At 57.8% G+C, this 15867-nt stretch carries 15 protein-coding genes; 8 read left to right on the top strand and 7 right to left on the bottom strand.

Features of this window, described 5'->3' with window-relative positions; all coding sequences use genetic code 11:
• Window positions 1-16: 16 nt before the first annotated feature.
• Window positions 17-694, bottom strand: a complete 678-nt coding sequence (locus AQ621_RS13340) for a response regulator (RefSeq protein ID WP_058342435.1) — start codon at window positions 692-694, stop codon at window positions 17-19.
• Between the two features lie 334 nt (window positions 695-1028).
• Here AQ621_RS13340 and AQ621_RS13335 point away from each other — a divergent pair, with 334 nt between their 5' ends.
• From AQ621_RS13335 to AQ621_RS13325, 3 genes are read left to right on the top strand one after another with little or no spacing between them, the layout of a single operon-like run.
• The gene (locus AQ621_RS13335; RefSeq protein ID WP_082641084.1) at window positions 1029-1982 is read left to right on the top strand and encodes an ABC transporter substrate-binding protein; all 954 of its coding nucleotides are present in this window, start codon (window positions 1029-1031) and stop codon (window positions 1980-1982) included.
• Window positions 1979-2755 carry an ABC transporter permease gene (locus AQ621_RS13330; RefSeq protein WP_227508338.1) on the top strand — a complete coding sequence of 259 codons (777 nt, stop codon included), beginning with the start codon at window positions 1979-1981 and terminating at the stop codon, window positions 2753-2755. The genes AQ621_RS13335 and AQ621_RS13330 overlap by 4 nt, the downstream gene beginning before the upstream one ends.
• The gene (locus AQ621_RS13325) at window positions 2748-3419 is read left to right on the top strand and encodes an ATP-binding cassette domain-containing protein (RefSeq protein WP_058341849.1); all 672 of its coding nucleotides are present in this window, start codon (window positions 2748-2750) and stop codon (window positions 3417-3419) included. The genes AQ621_RS13330 and AQ621_RS13325 overlap by 8 nt, the downstream gene beginning before the upstream one ends.
• A gap of 218 nt (window positions 3420-3637) precedes the next feature.
• Here AQ621_RS13325 and AQ621_RS13320 read toward each other — a convergent pair whose 3' ends face one another.
• Genes AQ621_RS13320 through AQ621_RS13305 form a run of 4 tightly spaced genes read right to left on the bottom strand, consistent with a single transcriptional unit; the run spans window position 3638 to window position 7367 of the window.
• A complete protein-coding gene (locus tag AQ621_RS13320) occupies window positions 3638-4444 on the bottom strand; it encodes an ABC transporter permease (protein WP_058341848.1) in 807 nt (268 codons plus the stop codon).
• 1 nt (window position 4445) lies between these two features.
• Window positions 4446-5168, bottom strand: coding sequence for an ABC transporter ATP-binding protein (locus AQ621_RS13315; protein ID WP_058341847.1), 723 nt, complete (start codon window positions 5166-5168; stop codon window positions 4446-4448).
• On the bottom strand, window positions 5165-6139 hold the full coding sequence (locus tag AQ621_RS13310; RefSeq protein WP_058341846.1) for a YVTN family beta-propeller repeat protein: 975 nt from the start codon (window positions 6137-6139) through the stop codon (window positions 5165-5167). Before AQ621_RS13310 ends, AQ621_RS13315 begins: the two co-directional genes overlap by 4 nt.
• A gap of 40 nt (window positions 6140-6179) precedes the next feature.
• Window positions 6180-7367: an ABC transporter substrate-binding protein gene (locus AQ621_RS13305; RefSeq protein ID WP_227508337.1), complete on the bottom strand. Its 1188-nt coding sequence runs from the start codon at window positions 7365-7367 to the stop codon at window positions 6180-6182.
• 163 nt (window positions 7368-7530) lie between these two features.
• On the opposite strand from AQ621_RS13305, the gene AQ621_RS13300 reads away from it, so the two are divergent.
• A complete protein-coding gene (locus tag AQ621_RS13300; RefSeq protein WP_058341845.1) occupies window positions 7531-8772 on the top strand; it encodes a sensor histidine kinase in 1242 nt (413 codons plus the stop codon).
• Between the two features lie 3 nt (window positions 8773-8775).
• Window positions 8776-9432 (top strand): response regulator, encoded by a 657-nt coding sequence (locus tag AQ621_RS13295; RefSeq protein ID WP_058341844.1) that lies wholly within the window; start codon window positions 8776-8778, stop codon window positions 9430-9432.
• A 27-nt stretch (window positions 9433-9459) separates the two neighbouring features.
• Here the strand turns inward: AQ621_RS13295 and AQ621_RS13290 are convergent, their stop codons facing one another.
• Both AQ621_RS13290 and AQ621_RS13285 read right to left on the bottom strand, forming a co-directional pair.
• Complete coding sequence (locus AQ621_RS13290; RefSeq protein ID WP_058341843.1) at window positions 9460-10116, bottom strand: pentapeptide repeat-containing protein; 657 nt, start codon at window positions 10114-10116, stop codon at window positions 9460-9462.
• A 74-nt stretch (window positions 10117-10190) separates the two neighbouring features.
• Window positions 10191-12038: a methanol/ethanol family PQQ-dependent dehydrogenase gene (locus tag AQ621_RS13285; protein WP_058341842.1), complete on the bottom strand. Its 1848-nt coding sequence runs from the start codon at window positions 12036-12038 to the stop codon at window positions 10191-10193.
• A gap of 361 nt (window positions 12039-12399) precedes the next feature.
• Here AQ621_RS13285 and pedF point away from each other — a divergent pair, with 361 nt between their 5' ends.
• The 3 genes from pedF (at window position 12400) to AQ621_RS13265 (ending at window position 15777) form a co-directional block, all read left to right on the top strand.
• The gene (gene pedF, locus AQ621_RS13275; protein ID WP_058341840.1) at window positions 12400-12828 is read left to right on the top strand and encodes a cytochrome c-550 PedF; all 429 of its coding nucleotides are present in this window, start codon (window positions 12400-12402) and stop codon (window positions 12826-12828) included.
• Between the two features lie 71 nt (window positions 12829-12899).
• Entirely contained in the window at window positions 12900-13856 is a 957-nt protein-coding gene (locus tag AQ621_RS13270; RefSeq protein ID WP_058341839.1) for a substrate-binding periplasmic protein, read from the top strand.
• 145 nt (window positions 13857-14001) lie between these two features.
• Window positions 14002-15777 (top strand): PQQ-dependent methanol/ethanol family dehydrogenase, encoded by a 1776-nt coding sequence (locus tag AQ621_RS13265; RefSeq protein ID WP_058341838.1) that lies wholly within the window; start codon window positions 14002-14004, stop codon window positions 15775-15777.
• Window positions 15778-15867: the final 90 nt, after the last annotated feature.

Genomic DNA, 15867 nt, shown 5'->3' with positions numbered 1-15867 from the left:
CTGATGCCGGCTGCGTTCAGCGTTTGAGATACTGACTGAAGTCCACATCCCCAGCCGATAGGATAGCCTGTACCCGGTTGTGAACACCGAGCTTTCTCAGGATCGCGGAGACGTGGGCCTTGACCGTGGTTTCTGCGATGTTGAGGTTGTAGGCAATTTGCTTGTTGGATTCACCCTTGGCCATACGTTCCAGCACCAACAACTGGCGCCGGGTGAGAGAGTTCAGTAGTTCCGGCGAAATCAGGTTCTCATCGCTTCGAGTACGCCGGTGGGAGCTTTCTTTACTGGTGCGGATAATGTCTGATGGCAGGTAAACATTGCCGTTCAGTATCTGCTGGATGGCCTCAGTCATCTGGGCCCGGGGTGAGGACTTGGTGATAAACCCTACCGCGCCATAGGTGATCGCCTGCAGCACTATCTGTTTGTCTTCCTCGGCAGAGACAATCACTACGGGAATGGTGGGTGCTTCGTTACGCAGGGTAATCAGGCCGTTGAGCCCGTGCATGCCGGGCATATTCAGGTCCAGCAGGATCAGGTCCAGGTCGTCATTCTCGCGGGTGATTTCCAGAGCGCTGTCCAGGTCATCGGTTTCGATGATTTCACTGCCTTCGAAGCCGGAGGCGATAACGCTGCTGATGGCTTCCCGGAACAGCGGGTGGTCGTCGGCAATCAGAATCTTATACGCCGGTTCCATGGTTGCTTCTACCTGCTTGTTTTCATTGTCGGGGATGGCTTCCGAGTCATGATAGCGGTTTTCGGAAGACAGTGCGGCATCGAGCTCGTTCAGCATGGCGGCCTCCTGTGCAGAGAATCGCCGGAGTCGGTTCCGATCCTCTGTTTATTATTGTGATGGTTTCATTACACGCCATCTTGGTCTCGGGTTGAATGCGACCATCGCACCAAAAAACAGGCACCAAAGTACTATTCTTGCCGGGCTGCGGGCTTCGTATCGTGTAGTAATGAGCCTACAACCAACAATAACGACCGTCTCCGCATTCTCTCTTGCTGATCCATGGATCAAACAGGCAATGGCCGCACTGCTATGTTTTCTTTTGAGTCTTGCTGGCGGTGTCCATGCCCGGGAAGAAGCATCTGACCTGCCCATGCTGTCTGTCAGCGTGTTGCAGTTTGGAACCGCCCACTGGGAGCTCGATCATCTCCTGCATCGGGAGCTGGACCGGGAATATGGCTATCGGCTGGAGTTGAAACCGGTTGCCAACCTGCCGGCCTCCAGGCTGGCGGTCACCAGCGGTTCGGTGCACGGCGCTGTGGCCGATCTGCTGTGGGCACAGTCACGATTCGAGGCCGGCACGCCCTACCTGTACGTGCCGTTCTCCTCCCAGATTGGCGATATCGTTGTCGCTGACAACTCTCCGATTCGCTCGGTGGCGGATCTGGCCGGCAAGCGCATCGGCGTTGCGGGCGGGCCGGACAGCAAGGGCTGGATACTGCTCAAGAAAGTCGCACAGCGCCAGGGAATCAATCTGGAGGAATCCGCCGAACTTCAGTTCGCAGCCCCGCCTCTGTTGAGCCAGGCGCTAAAGCGCGGGCAGGTGGATGTTATCGTTACCTACTGGCATTTTGCGGCCCGCATGAGGGGCGAGGGCGGCTGGCGATCGGCGTTTGGTATGGCTGACCTGCTCACTGAGCTGGACCTGGATCGCAACCTGCCGGTGCTTGGTTATGTCTTTCCAGAGCTCTGGGCGCGAGACAATGACCCGCTGATGGATCGGTTTGCAGCTTCCCTGCAACAGGCCAAAGCCGAGCTGGCGGAGAGTACATCCTACTGGCAGCGCTTGCGTCCTCTCATGGGAGATCCGGACGACAGTGTTTTCGCAGCACTGCGAGAGGGCTTTGTCGCCGGGACGCCTGCGCCGCAAACGGACCAGAGAATCGCTGACCTACAACGTTTGATGACCCTCACCGGCGCCGACCCGGACAACCTTATGCCGGCCCATCTGTTTTACCAGAGGCAGCCGTGAAAGGCCGTGCCGGCCGGCCGCCGCTGTGGAGCTACTGGGTAGTCCTGCCGTCGTTTGTCCTGCTCTGGGGGCTCATTGCCTGGCTGCTTCAGTCGCCCCTCTTGCCGACGCCTCTGAACGTGCTCGACACCCTGATTCGTGAATCGGCGACCGGCGAGCTCTGGCATCATCTGGGCGCGACCCTCGGGCGTGTGGTGGTCGCCTTTATTCTGGCCATGATCATCGGTACAGCCATCGGCATCGTCATGGGCCGTTCGCCAACCACCAATGCCCTTTTCGATCCCTTGCTGGTGCTTTTGCTGAACCTGCCGGCCCTGGTCACCATCATCCTCATGTATGTCTGGTTCGGCCTGGTGGAAGTGGCTGCGGTGATGGCAGTTGTGATCAACAAAGTGCCCAACGTGTCGGTTACTGTCCGGGAAGGTGCCCGTAGCCTGGACTATAGGCTCGAGGAAATGGCCACCGTTTACGAGTTCACCCGATGGCAACGATTGCGGGAAGTCTGGGTACCCCAGCTGTTTCCCTATCTCATGGCGGCTACAAGAGGCGGCCTGGCCCTGATCTGGAAAATCGTTCTGGTGGTGGAGCTGCTCGGCCGTTCCAGCGGCGTTGGCTTCCAGCTGCATATGGCATTTCAGGTGTTCGATGTGGCCGCCATTCTTGCCTACAGCCTGGCGTTTATTGCCGTCGTCCAGCTGATTGAACTGGCCATCCTCCAGCCCCTTGAGCGCCGCTCCAGTCGCTGGCGACAGCCGGAGGCGGCCCATGCTTGAGCTCAGAATCGCAGGCCGCGATTTCGGCCAGCCTGTGCTCGGAGAGGTCTTCGCAACCATAGAACGAGGCGACCGGATCTGCCTTCTGGGCCCATCGGGTATCGGCAAGACCACGCTGCTGAACGCCATTGCCGGTCTCGATAAATCGGTGCCAGATGAGGCGGTTATCGGGCGTGACAAACTCCGGGTGGGTTACCTGTTTCAGGAACATCGCCTGCTGCCTTGGCGCAGTCTGGATGCAAATCTGAAACTGGTGGGTGCCAGTGACCAGGAAGCGGATAGGTTGTTGGAACAGGTGGGATTAGGCGGTTATGGCTATTACCTGCCGGACCAGCTCTCCCTGGGTATGGCCAGAAGGGCGGCCCTGGCCCGTTGCCTGGCCGTGAAACCGGACTTGCTGTTGCTGGACGAGCCGTTTGCGTCATTAGATCCCGTGATGGCGGGTGAGCTCAAGGCGCTGATTGCCGGGATTCTGGATTCGTGTCCGGAGATGGCGATGATCTGTGTTACCCATGATGGTGGAGATGCCGAGATATTGGCGAACCGTCTGTGGTACCTGGATGGCAAGCCCGCTCGGTTGCAGTGGGATGACGCGATCGGTGAGCCCGGATTGATCGATGGGCTGCTTGGGAGGCTTCGTGATCTGGATTTGACGGGCTCGTAGGTTGATCGACGGGTGTCCGCAGTCTGTCGGATTACGCTTTGCTAATCCGACCTACGAGGTCTACCGGTTTTGGCGGTTTGTACGGAGTATGGGTGGGCAGCGGGGAGAAGGTTTCCAAAACTGTGCGGAGCCAGGGATGGCGGAGCCCAAGCGTCACAGGGATGTGCCGTAAGGAGCGTGTTTTGGAAACCTTCTCCCCGCTGACCACTGGCACCAAATCAAGCCGGCTTGGAAGCCCCAAGTATCCTGGTGCGTTGCGGCCGGAAGCCAGCGGTCGCTAGCAAAGCGAGGGTAACTGTCACGCCGGCGGTAATCCCGTAAGCCATCGGGTTCCACTCCAGATACAGCGAAAACCGGATCGCCTCCACCGCATGGGTGAACGGATTGAACTGACAGATCCAGTACAGCCAGGGACTGGCCTCATTCATGCGCCAGAGCGGATAGAGCGCCGAGGACATGAAGAACATCGGGAAGATGACAAAGTTCATCACCCCGGCGAAGTTCTCCAGCTGTTTGATCCAGGTGGCGATCAGCAGCCCCAAAGCTCCCAGCATCAGGCTGGTAAGAATCAACGCTGGCAATACGGCCAGGTAACCCCAGAGCGGTGGCTCTACATCCATCAGCAGTGCCAGCAGCAGGAACACATACACCTGGCCGATGGACACCACACCCATGGCCAGCAGTTTGGTCACCAGCAGGAAGGGCCGGGGCAGGGGGCTCATCAGCAACACACGCATACTGCCCAATTCCCGGTCGTAGACCATGGACAAGGCGCCCTGCATGCTGTTGAACAGGATGATCATGCCGCACAGCCCGGGGGCAATGTAGGTCTCGTAGGTGATGTAGGTCTGATAGGGCGGGATGATGGAAATGCCCAGTACCGCCCGGAACCCGGCAGCGAATACCACCAGCCAGAGCAGTGGCCGGACCAGGGCGCTGGCGAAGCGGGTGCGCTGCTGCCAGAACCGCAACCATTCTCGTGTCTGGATGCCTACGAAACAATGCCAGTAGTGAGCTGCTTTCATATCAGCCGGCTCCGGTCAGGGAATGGAAGGTTTCGGCCAGGTCCCGGGTGCCGGCGGTTTCGCAGATGGCCTGGCCTTTACCGTCAGCCAGCAACTGGCCCTGGTGCAGGATCAGGACCCGGTCTTCCGCACGGACTTCCTCGATCAGGTGGGTAGCCCAGAGCACGGTCAGGTCGTCTTCCTTGCATAGGGTTCTTACGTGTTCGTTGAGCGCTTTTCGGCTGGCCACGTCCAGGCCCACCGTGGGTTCGTCGAGCAACAACAGCGAGGGTTCATGCAGCAAGGCGCGGGCAATTTCCACCCGCCGTCGGTGGCCGCCGTTGAGCTGGCGGACGGCATCGTTGGCCCGGTCCAGCAGGCTGAAGCGTTCCAGCTCCCGGTCACCCCGAGCCCTGGCTTCCTTGCGGGAAAGGCCATGCAGCGCGGCGTGGTACTGCAGGTTCTGGCGGACGGTCAGATCCAGGTCCAGGGCGTTCTGCTGGAACACCACGCCGATCTGGCGCATGGCATCGGCAGGCTGCTTTTTCAGAGACTGCCCGGCCATGAAGATATCGCCCTGCTGCAGGGCTAGTAGCCGTGTGAGCAGCCCGAACAGGGTTGATTTGCCGGCACCGTTGGGTCCGAGCAAGGCGTGGAAGCGGCCAGAGGTCAGCGCAAAGCTGACCTCCCGGAGCACCGGCTTGTCGCCGTAACGAAAGCTGAGGTTGCTCGCTTCGATGGTCATGAAGTCGGGTCGATGACCACACCCCAGGGGTAGCGGCCTACCTTGATGGACTTGATCACCTTCAGGTCTTCCACATCAATCACGGACACGTCACCGGAGACCCCGTTGGTGGTGTAAAGGTGCTTTTCGTCTTTATCCAGGTCCAACTGCCAAACGCGGCTACCTACCAGAAGATAGTCCAGTACTTCGTAGGACTGGGCGTCTACGACCGCCACATGGTTTGAGGGGCCCAGGGCCACGAAGGCATATTTGCCATCAGAGGTCAGCTCGATACCCACCGGCTGGACCCGATCCGGGCTAACGCCGGGTACCTTGAATGACATCTCGTGGACCTGCTCCAGATTGTCTACATCAATGATGTGGACGGTACCGCCGATTTCAGCAGAGGCCCAGGCGATTTTACTGTCCTTGCTGAACTCGACATGGCGCGGGCGCTGGCCAACAACGATGTTTTTCTCGATCTCGAAGGTTTCGGTGTTGATCCAGTGCAGCATGCTGGTGGTTTCGGAGGTGTTTACTGCCCACTTACCATCCGGGCTCACCGCCATGCCTTCGGGTTCGATACCCACGTCAATCTGGGCCAGGACCTCCTTGGTCTCAACATCCACCACGGTCACGATCGCATCATCTTCGTTGGCGATGTACAGATGTTTGTTGTTAGGGTGCAGGGAAAACTGCTCCGGATCCTCCCCTGAGGGCAAAGTGTCAACAATCTTGCGGGTGGCCAGGTCAAAAACCTGTACGGTATCGTCATCGCTGGCGCAGATGTAGAGCTTGGTGTAGTCCTTGGACAGCAGAATGCCCCGGGGGCGCTGGCCAACATCGATGGTTTCGACCACTTCCTGGGTTTCGGTATCGATGATGGAAAGCGTGTTGTCCTTCTCATTGGAGACATAGGCCAGGCTGGCCAGTGCGGGCGTGGAAAGGCCAATCATGGCAGCCAGTGCCGTTTGCTTGAACAGGGTTCTCATGGGTAACTCCTTCTTGTTTTGAGTACTGCCGCCTCGGCGGTCAGTTGTTGATTCGGCATTTACTTTCCGGCTTGTCGTAGCCGAGGGTGTCCATCTCGCTTTCGGGATGCAGGAAACCCTCAAAGGGCGCCTGAGCAACCAGGCCCCTCGGGTGAACCAGCGGAATCGGCTGACGGAGTTGGCCATTCCAGTCCCGGAAGGTGAGCTTCCGGCCCTTGAAGCCGGCAAGGTCAAATTTGTCGCTGAACAGGAAGTCTCTGATGGCAGGCGCATCCCCTTCGCTGATGGCTGTCACTGCGGTGCCGATGGCTCGCACTGCAGCCCAGGCCGCGTAGTCTTCGCTGTTCATATTTCGGCCTGACAGTTCCCGGAACCGGTTCTGAAGCTGGGCAGCGCCCCAGCTTTCCACCACCCGGTGCCAGGCAACCGGTGTCATGCCCTGGGTTCCCACCACCGGGCGCGGCAGCCAGGTGTTGAACGGCACATATTCACCAAAGTCACCCCGGACATCGGCAACGACTACCGCGTCGTAGTCGTCGCCCTGGGTAAACAGGGGCAGTTCCTTTGAAGCGGTCCGGCGCAGATCCGCATCGAAGGTCCAGGGCTTATCTTCAACGATGTCTAATCCAAAACGCTTGCTGGTGCGGCGGAAGGCCTCGGCCCAGGCTTTGTCTTCTGGTGTCGGGCCGGTTATCAGAAACAACTCCTGCCAGCGGCGTTGCTTCAGCCACTGCCCCAGGGCATCCGTCAGCATGGCGTGGCTGGGTATGGTGTGTAACAGGTTAGCGTGGCAGCTGGCGGTCCTCAGGGCATTGTCCCGGGCACCGGCATTAAACAGCAGTGTTTTGTCGTCGGCACTTTCGACAACCTTGCGGAGGGTTTGGCCGGGAATCCGGGTAATGATCAGGTCGATACCGGCGTCCTGCAGTTCGGTATAGGCGGCCAGGGCAGTCTCTTCAGAATCCGTCACACGGGTTTCCAGAAGATAGTTCTGCCCCAGAAACTTGCCGGAGGTGTTGTTGTCTGCCAGGGCAAGCTCAGTACCTCTCAAACCGGCATCTTCCGGTTCCGGGATGACATTGGAAAGTACCGGCCCCTGATCGGGTACGAACTGCAGGTAACCGATACGAATATCCAGGGCAAACGCGGGTGTGGCTGTTGCTAAGGCGCCGATCAGCGTGCATCGGGTAACGGCTGTCATCAGGGTCTGTCTGATGGAGAGGGTCATGGCATTCTCCGGGTTTTTATTGTCCTTCCAGCTTATGGAAGGGAAATCCTCCCGGAAATATTCAGAAAGTAGGAATGTGCCGGTACTAAAGAACTATTCCTGCAAAAAATGGCCGCCGTAGCATGTAGGTAAGGCCTCTAAATACCGCCAGATGGATAACGACATGACCGCCTACCGGAAACTTTCCCTGCTGATGCTGGCCGTTTTCCTGCTTGTATATGCAGTGGGCGGGGTGTTCTACACCCTTCAGGCGAGGGGAGATATTGCGCGGGAACTTGGGTCAGTGATGGAGCTGGCCGCAAGTCTTCCAGCACCAACGCAGCTGGCGCCGGAGCTGGTACCGGAAATGCGGCATCTCAGACCGGTTTCCGTTGGTGAGGCGGTTTCGGGTACCACACGGGAAATGCCGGATTGGTTTTATCGCCTGATGGCAGATGGCATTCCCGCTCAGGCGGTGAACGGCTGGCAGCTGGATCCTGCAGACGAAATTGAAGAAATCTGGGAGAGCTTTGTGCTGATCTCCGCGGCCTTTTTGCTTGGCATGACTCTTTGCTTTGTGGCCCTTGGTTGGGCTATCCGGCAGGGATTGCGGCCCCTGGCGGAGCTTGGCGAGGCTATGGCGAGTGTTGAGCGGGGCCAGCTGGCATCGAGGCTGGGTGCACAGAATCTGCAGGAGGTGAACGACCTGGTGGCGCGCTTCAATACCATGGCGGCTGCCCTGGAGCAGGAGCAGAAAACGGTGCGCGAGCTGATGACGGAACTTTTACGGGTCCAGGATCGGGAGCGTGAACACATAGCCCGGGTTCTGCATGACGACCTGGGTCAGTATCTGACCGGTATTCGCGCCCAGGCGAGGGCATGGCTGTACGACCCGGCGCTGAACAGTGAACAGAAAAAACAGGCCAGTGAACTTGCGCATCATTGCGAAACTGTGCAAAAGCACTTCCGGCACCTGTTGCAGGACTTGCATCCGTTGGTGATGGAGCAGCTGGGACTGAACTCGGCCATAAGCCACCTGGCCGAGCAGTGGCAACAACTCAGTGGCCTTAGCTGCCAGTTAGAGCTGGATGAGTGCTTGCCGGAACTGACCGGTGAGCAGCAAACACACCTTTACCGTTTCTTGCAGGAAGCATTAAACAACATTTCCCGACATGCCCAGGCTACACGGGCATCACTGACAGTTGCCCAGTCAAGCGGTGCGCTGGAGGTGGTGGTTTGCGATAACGGTCGTGGTACCGGGGATCTGTCGGGCTGTCGCGGTTTGGGGTTGCGTTCGATGCGCGAACGGGCCCGTTGTCTGGGTGGCCGGATGGAACTGTTCAGCCATCTGGGAGAGGGCACCCGGGTATTGCTGGCGATGCCGGCGGCGGGAGCGGGTTCGCCTTCGGCCGGTTCAGGAGGTTAACGAATGAAACTGATGATTGTGGATGATCACCTGGTTGTCCGGCAGGGTATCGCCAACCTGCTGCGCAATCTGTTGCCGGCAGTCGCGATTACTGAGCTGGACAACGGGCAGGATGCCGTTGCCCGATATGGCAGTATTCAACCCGATGTGCTGATGCTCGACATGGGCCTGCCGGATATTTCCGGTCTTGAAGTAGCTCGCCGTATCCGCCAGCGCTGGCGGACTGCGGCCATTCTGTTTTTTACCATGCACGATGAACTACCCATGGTTCGGCAGGCGCTTGATGTGGGCGCGATGGGGTTTGTGTCGAAGAACTGTGCTCCGGAAGAACTGGCTGATGCCGTTCGAAGGGTAGGCGCCGGCCAGCCCTACATTGAACATCCGATTGCGACCCGGCTTGCCTTGAACCGGGAACGCCCTGTGGACCGTCGTCTGCGGGATATGACCCAGCGCGAAATGGAAGTGTTGCTGATGTTTGCCCGTGGTGATGCCGTGGCCAGAATCGCGGAACGCCTGTGCGTTAGCAGCAAAACCGTTTCCAACCATCTGGCGTTACTGAAAAGCAAGTTGCAGGTGGAATCGTCCATCGAACTGGTGCACCTGGCCGTTGATGCCGGGCTGGTGCGTTTCGGGCAGGGGCTTGATGCTGGCAATGCCTGAGCCGGACCCCGCCCTCTCCGGGTGCGCTTACCAGTCAAAGGGGCAGTCTGTGCAGCCTTCCATAAACGTGCCTTCAAAGGTGGCAAAGTGAATCCTTGCTCCGGATAAACGGGCTTTGGCAAGGTTGGCGTGCCCGAACTTGGCTTCCTGCAGGTCTGCCCCGGTCAGGTCAGCGCCCTCCAGGTTGGCTTTAGGCAGCCAGGCAATTTCAAAGCTGCTGAATGGTGCCCGGGTATCGGCCAGTGTTGCTCCTGAAAAGCGGGAAAAGGCGAAGTTGGCGCCGGAAATATCCGTTCCGGTGAAGTCCGCTCCCTGGGCAAACAGGTATTCGCCTTGAAGGCCTGGCAGGGTGGCATTACGAACCTTGGCGCCGCGCAGGGATGCCCGGTAGAGCTGTAGCCGGTAGCCTGTGGCATTGTCCAGTTTTGCACCATTGAGGTTGGCACCCCGAAGGTTTGTGTGGTTTAGGGTGGCACCAGTCAGGTTTGATCCCCGCAAATCTGCGCCGCGAAGGTTCAGGTTTGACAGGTCTGCGGCTCGCAAGTCAGCGCCCGGGCAAGCGGTTTCTGCCTCCAGTTTGCAACCGTTGATCACCTGAACAGTGTCCAGGTCGGCCATGTCATCGTTGGCCATGGCAGGAAAAACAGCCGAGGTCAGTAGAGTTGCTGTGATCCATAATTTCATGTCTGGCTCTCTTTTTGTTTGGACATTCTTTGGCATGAAAAGGCCCGGCATTGCCGGGCCTGGTAGGTCGGCACTCAGCGTGAAGCCTGTGCCCATGACGGCAGCTTGAACACCCAGAATGATCCGCCCTGGGAAATCGGTTTGGTCAGCTCAGCCATGTCGCCGCCCCAAAGGGGTACAGCGCCGCCATAGCCGGAGGTGACACCGATGTACTGCTCGCCATCCATTTCCCAGGTGATGGGTGGGGAAATGATTCCGGAGCCGGTCTGGAACTTCCAGAGCTCCTCCCCGGTTTCGGCGTCAAAGGCTTTGAGAAAACCGTCGCCAGTCCCGGTGAATACAAGCCCACCCTTGGTCGTGAGCACACCGGCCCATAACGGCATCTTCTCTTTATGCTCCCACTCGATCTCACCAGTGAGGGGGTTCATCGCTCTCAACACGCCTACGTGGTCATCGTACATGCGTTTGATGCGGAAGCCCTGGCCCAGATAAGCAGCCCCTTTCTTGTAGGTGACTTCTTCAGTCCAGTAGTCTTCTTTCCAGTGGTTGGCGGGAATGTAGAACAGGCCAGTATCCTGGCTGTAAGCCATTGGGTTCCAGTTCTTGCCGCCCAGGAAGGGCGGTGATACTTCAATGGCTTCGCCCCGGGTTTCACCTTCCGGAACAGGTGGCGGCCGCTGGCCTTTGACTTCAATCGGGCGACCGTTCTTGTCGATACCCTCTGCCCAGGTGATGTTGTCCACAAACGGGAAGCCTTTCCTGAATTCGCCGTTGGTGCGGTCCACCACATAGAAAAAGCCGTTGCGGTCGGCGTGGGCAGTGGCTTTTACCTGTTCTCCGCCTTCGGTGTACTCAAACAGTACCAGCTCGTTGTTGCCGGAGAAGTCCCAGGCATCGTTGGGGGTATGCTGGTAGAACCATTTCACCTCGCCGGTGGTTGGGTCTACGCCAACTTGTCCTGATGTGTATAGGTTGTCGTAATCGGCCGGATCTCCACCGGGCGCTGTTCTGGCCCAGGTATTCCAGGGGGCCGGGTTGCCGGCACCGATGATGATGGTATTGGTTTCCGGGTCAAAACTGGCGCTTTGCCAGGGCGCTCCGCCGCCGTGGCTCCAGGCTTCTACCTTGCCGGTCGGGCTGTTGGGGTCATCCGGCCAGCTGGGAGCCCTGGGGTCGCCGGTGGGGGTGCTTTTCTCGCCGTTGAGGCGCCCGTAATGGCCTTCAACGAAGGGACGCATCCAGACTTCCTCACCGGTGTCCGGATCCCGGGCGAAGAGTTTGCCCACCACACCGAACTCGTCTCCGGAAGAGCCGTGGATCAGCAGAACCTTTCCGGTTTTCTGGTCTTTCACCAGCGTCGGGGCGCCGGTCATGGTGTAGCCTTCTTCGTGGTCAGCGAACTTCTTGCGCCAGGCGATTTTCCCGGTGTCTTTATTCAGGGCCACAATGCCCGCATCCAGAGTGCCGAAGAAAACCTTGTCGCCAAAAATGGCAGCGCCGCGGTTCACCACATCACAGCAGGGCCGAATGCCTTCCGGCAGACGATGGTTGTATTCCCATAGCCGTTCCCCGGTTTTTGCATCGAGTGCATACAGCCGGGAGTAGGAGCCGGTAACGTAGATCACGCCGTCGTGTACCAGCGCCTGAGACTCCTGGCCCCGTTGTTTTTCATCCCCGAACGAGAATGACCAGGCGGGAACCAGCCTCTCGATATTGTCCTTGTTGATGGTTGTCATCGGGCTGTAGCGCTGGGCCTTGGGGCCGATACCATAGCCCAGAACATCCTGGGTGGTTTCGGCGTCGTTTACGATGTCTTCCCAGCTCACTTCTTTTGCCTGAGTGGTCATGCTCAAGGCGCCCGCAGTCCCCATCGCCAGGGCCAGGCTGATGCCCCTGATCAGTGGATGTTGTCGACGATTCATATTCCTTCCCCTTGATTGTTGTTGTGAACAGCGCGTTAAGAACGCTGACGTTCCGAGTATTGGCAAATGCCCGGTAGTCCGGCGACGGAAAATGACAGGTGATGTTCGGGAAAATGTCAGAAATTATCGGGAAAATTTCCCGGATGATCGGTTTCTTGCTGAAAAATGGCTGGATTTTCGTTTTCAGGATGCTGCCTTGTGCTTTCGCCTTCGCCCGGATCGTGTACTACCAAGGAACTAAGCCGGAAACCCCAAAGTGGCATTCGGAACAGCAGTACAGGTTCTTAGACTGTCTGGCAGTGAGTTGGCAACCGACAAATCCAATAGCCAACACTGGGGCAACCACAAAGAGGTAGCAACAATGACAATGCCTATTTCAATCAGACCGCTTATTGCCATCGTGCTGGCAGGTGCTGCCGGTTTGGTCATGGCTCATGGCAACGTGACACCACAGCCGGTAAACACCGGTAACCTGCCTTCTCTTGGCGACGAAGTGCGTATGGAGAATCCATTCCGTGAAGGAAATGAGTTGAGTGAGTACTACAGTGAAGCCGTGAAAGTGGGCGAAAGCGCCTATGCCGGCAACTGTGCCAGTTGCCATGGTATTCGTGCCATGTCGGGCGGGCTGACGCCGGACCTGCGGGAGCTGACGGAGTGGGATGACGAGTACTTTATTACCCGGGTGCGTAACGGTACCGACCGGGGTATGCCGTCCTGGAAGAAAAGCCTGGATCAGAACGCAATGTGGGCCATCCGGACCTATGTTGAGTCTCTGCCCAAGCCTGAATAACGCCATGATTGTCCAGATGCTCTGAACATAGCCGGCCCTGTGCCGGCTCGCTGTCGTTGGGGGAACCAATAATGAAAACAATTCTATCCTTTCTGGTCTCTGTGCTCTTGTCGCTGCCCGTGGTGGCCCAGGAGGTTAACGATGGTGACGAGCTGCTGAACCGGCCGGCGGATCGCACTTACGACATCGTTCTGGATTCCGGTTACCTGAAAGTGGGGGTATATCGGGACTTTCCTCCCTACTCCTATGAGGTGGATGGGCAGCCCCGGGGTATTGATGTGGAACTAGGGAAGCTGATTGCACAGGAAATGGGTGTGGAGTTCCGAGTGCACTGGATCATCCCGGACGAAGAGCTGGGAGATGACCTGCGCAACAACGTGTGGAAAGGCCACTACCTGGACAAGCAGCGGCTGGCGGACGTGATGATGCGGGTGCCTTACGACAAGCAGTACGCCTACATGCAGGATTCCACCGGTGAATACATCAATGAGCAGGTGGTGCTGTTCGGCCCCTACCAGCAGGAAACCTGGCAAATTGCCTATAACCCGGAAAAGCTCGATACCGTCGATACCGTGGCGGTGTTCCAGTACCACCCCATCGGTGTTGAGATTGATACCTTGCCGGATTTCTATCTGAGTTCCGCGTTGCAGGGGCGAATGCGCAACCAGGTGCGCCACTACCCCAACGTCAGGGCAGCGTTTGAAGCCATGCGCAATGGCGAGGTCAGTGCCGTTATGGGGATGCGAGCAGAAATCCACCATGAGCTGGCAAAGCCTGAGAATGAGGCCTTTATGCAGGCCCAGAATGGTTTCCCGGGGTTGATGAAGCAGGTCTGGGATGTGGGAATGGCGGTCAAGCATACCCACCGTCAGCTGGGTTATGCCATTGAGGGAATTGTTAATCGACTGGTTACCGAGGGAACCCTTAGTGAGGCTTTCACCGGAATGGAGCTTGCTTACAGCGTGCCGGGCTATTACCGGGATTTCCTGAGTGAGGAAGCCATTGCGCAGGCAGAAGGCCAGAAATAGGGCGGGTCTTACTACCAAGTGATGAGAAAACCTGTCCGTGGGGGCAATTGTTGAGTTTGCGAGGTTTGCGAAAAATCAACGCAGGGTCGGGAAAACTTCCCGGTTCGGCTCGAAACTGACAACAAGAGACTTGGAGAGCGCAACCATGAGATCGAACAAATTCGGGATTCGCATTGCCGCCAGTGCACTGGCACTGGCCGTATCCTGCGGGGCCCATGCGGTAACCAATGAAGATATTCTGAAAGACGCCGAAACCACCGACGACATCGTTAGCTATGGCATGGGACTCCAGGGCCAGCGCTTCAGCCCGCTGACGGACCTGAATACCGACAATGTAAAACACCTGCAGCCGGTGTGGGGCTTTGCCTTTGGTGGTGAGAAAATGAGGGGGCAAGAATCCCAGCCCATGATCAAGGACGGCGTGATGTATGTAACGGCTTCCTATTCCCGTGTCTATGCCATTGATGTGAAGACCGGTGAGGAAATCTGGCAGTACGATGCCCGGCTGCCGGATGGCATCATGCCTTGCTGCGACGTGGTTAACCGGGGTGTGGCGCTGTATAACGACAAGGTGATCTTCGGCACCCTGGACGCAAAGCTGGTGGCGCTGAATAAAGACACCGGCAAGCCCATGTGGATCAAGAAAGTAGCTGATTACCAGGCAGGTTATGCCATCACAGCTGCACCACTGATTGTTAAGGGCAAAGTGATCACCGGCGTATCCGGCGGTGAATTCGGTATTGTGGGTAAGGTAGAGGCCTACGACGCTAACACTGGTGACCTGATGTGGACCCGTCCGACCGTTGAAGGCCACATGGGGTACGTCTACAAAGACGGCAAGAAAATCGAGAGCGGTATTTCTGGTGGTAAAGCCGGACAGACCTGGCCGGGCGATATGTGGAAAAATGGTGGTGCTGCAACCTGGCTGGGCGGCACCTACGATGAAGAGACCGACTCTCTGTTCTTTGGCACAGGCAACCCGGCTCCCTGGAACTCTCATCTGCGCCCGGGCGACAATCTGTTCTCGTCTTCACGCCTGGCCATTGATCCTGATGATGGCAGCATCAAGTGGCACTTCCAGACCACGCCCCATGACGGCTGGGATTACGATGGCGTAAACGAGTTGATCTCGTTTGATCTTAAGGAAAACGGCAAGACCATCAAAGCGGCGGCTACTGCTGACCGTAACGGCTTCTTCTACGTGCTTAACCGCGAGAACGGTGATTTCATTCGCGGCTTCCCGTTTGTCGACAAGATCACCTGGGCTGAAGGCCTGGATCCGGAAACCGGCCGGCCGATCTTTGCCGAGAACGGTCGCCCTGGCGATCCCTCGAACTCTGAAGCTGGCAAGGGTGAAACGGTAGTGGCCCAACCGGCCTTCCTGGGCGGCAAGAACTGGATGCCGATGGCCTACAACCCGCAAACCGAGCTCTTCTACGTGCCGTCGAACGAGTGGTCGATGGACATCTGGAACGAGCCGGTTTCCTATAAAAAAGGCGCGGCCTTCTTGGGGGCTGGTTTTACCATCAAGCCTACTAACGACGAGTATATTGGCGTGCTCCGGGCGATGGACCCGAAAACCGGTGAGGAAGTCTGGCGTTACGAGAACCCGGCCCCTCTTTGGGGTGGCGTAATGACCACTGCGGGAGACCTGGTGTTCACAGGAACCCCGGAAGGCTACCTGAAAGCCTTTGATGCGAAGACCGGCGAAGAACTCTACAAGTTCAATACCGGTTCAGGCGTGGTTGGTACACCGGTCACCTGGACCATGGATGGCGAACAGTACGTGTCAGTCCTCTCTGGCTGGGGTGGTGCTGTACCCCTTTGGGGCGGGGAAGTGGCCAAGGTGGTCAAGGATTTCAACCAGGGTGGTATGGTCTGGACGTTCAAGCTGCCCAAGGATCGTGTTGCCGCTAAATAAGCTGAGTTGAGTGTCTCTTCGGGCTGCCTGCGGGTGGCCCTTTTTTTATCTTTGCGATTGCTGGCACCCCGGCATCTACTACCAAGGTAC

Source organism: Marinobacter sp. P4B1, assembly GCF_001447135.1.
In the GTDB taxonomy this organism is placed as follows: Bacteria; Pseudomonadota; Gammaproteobacteria; order Pseudomonadales; family Oleiphilaceae; genus Marinobacter; species Marinobacter vinifirmus.
This window is presented reverse-complemented; position numbering and strand designations above follow the sequence as displayed.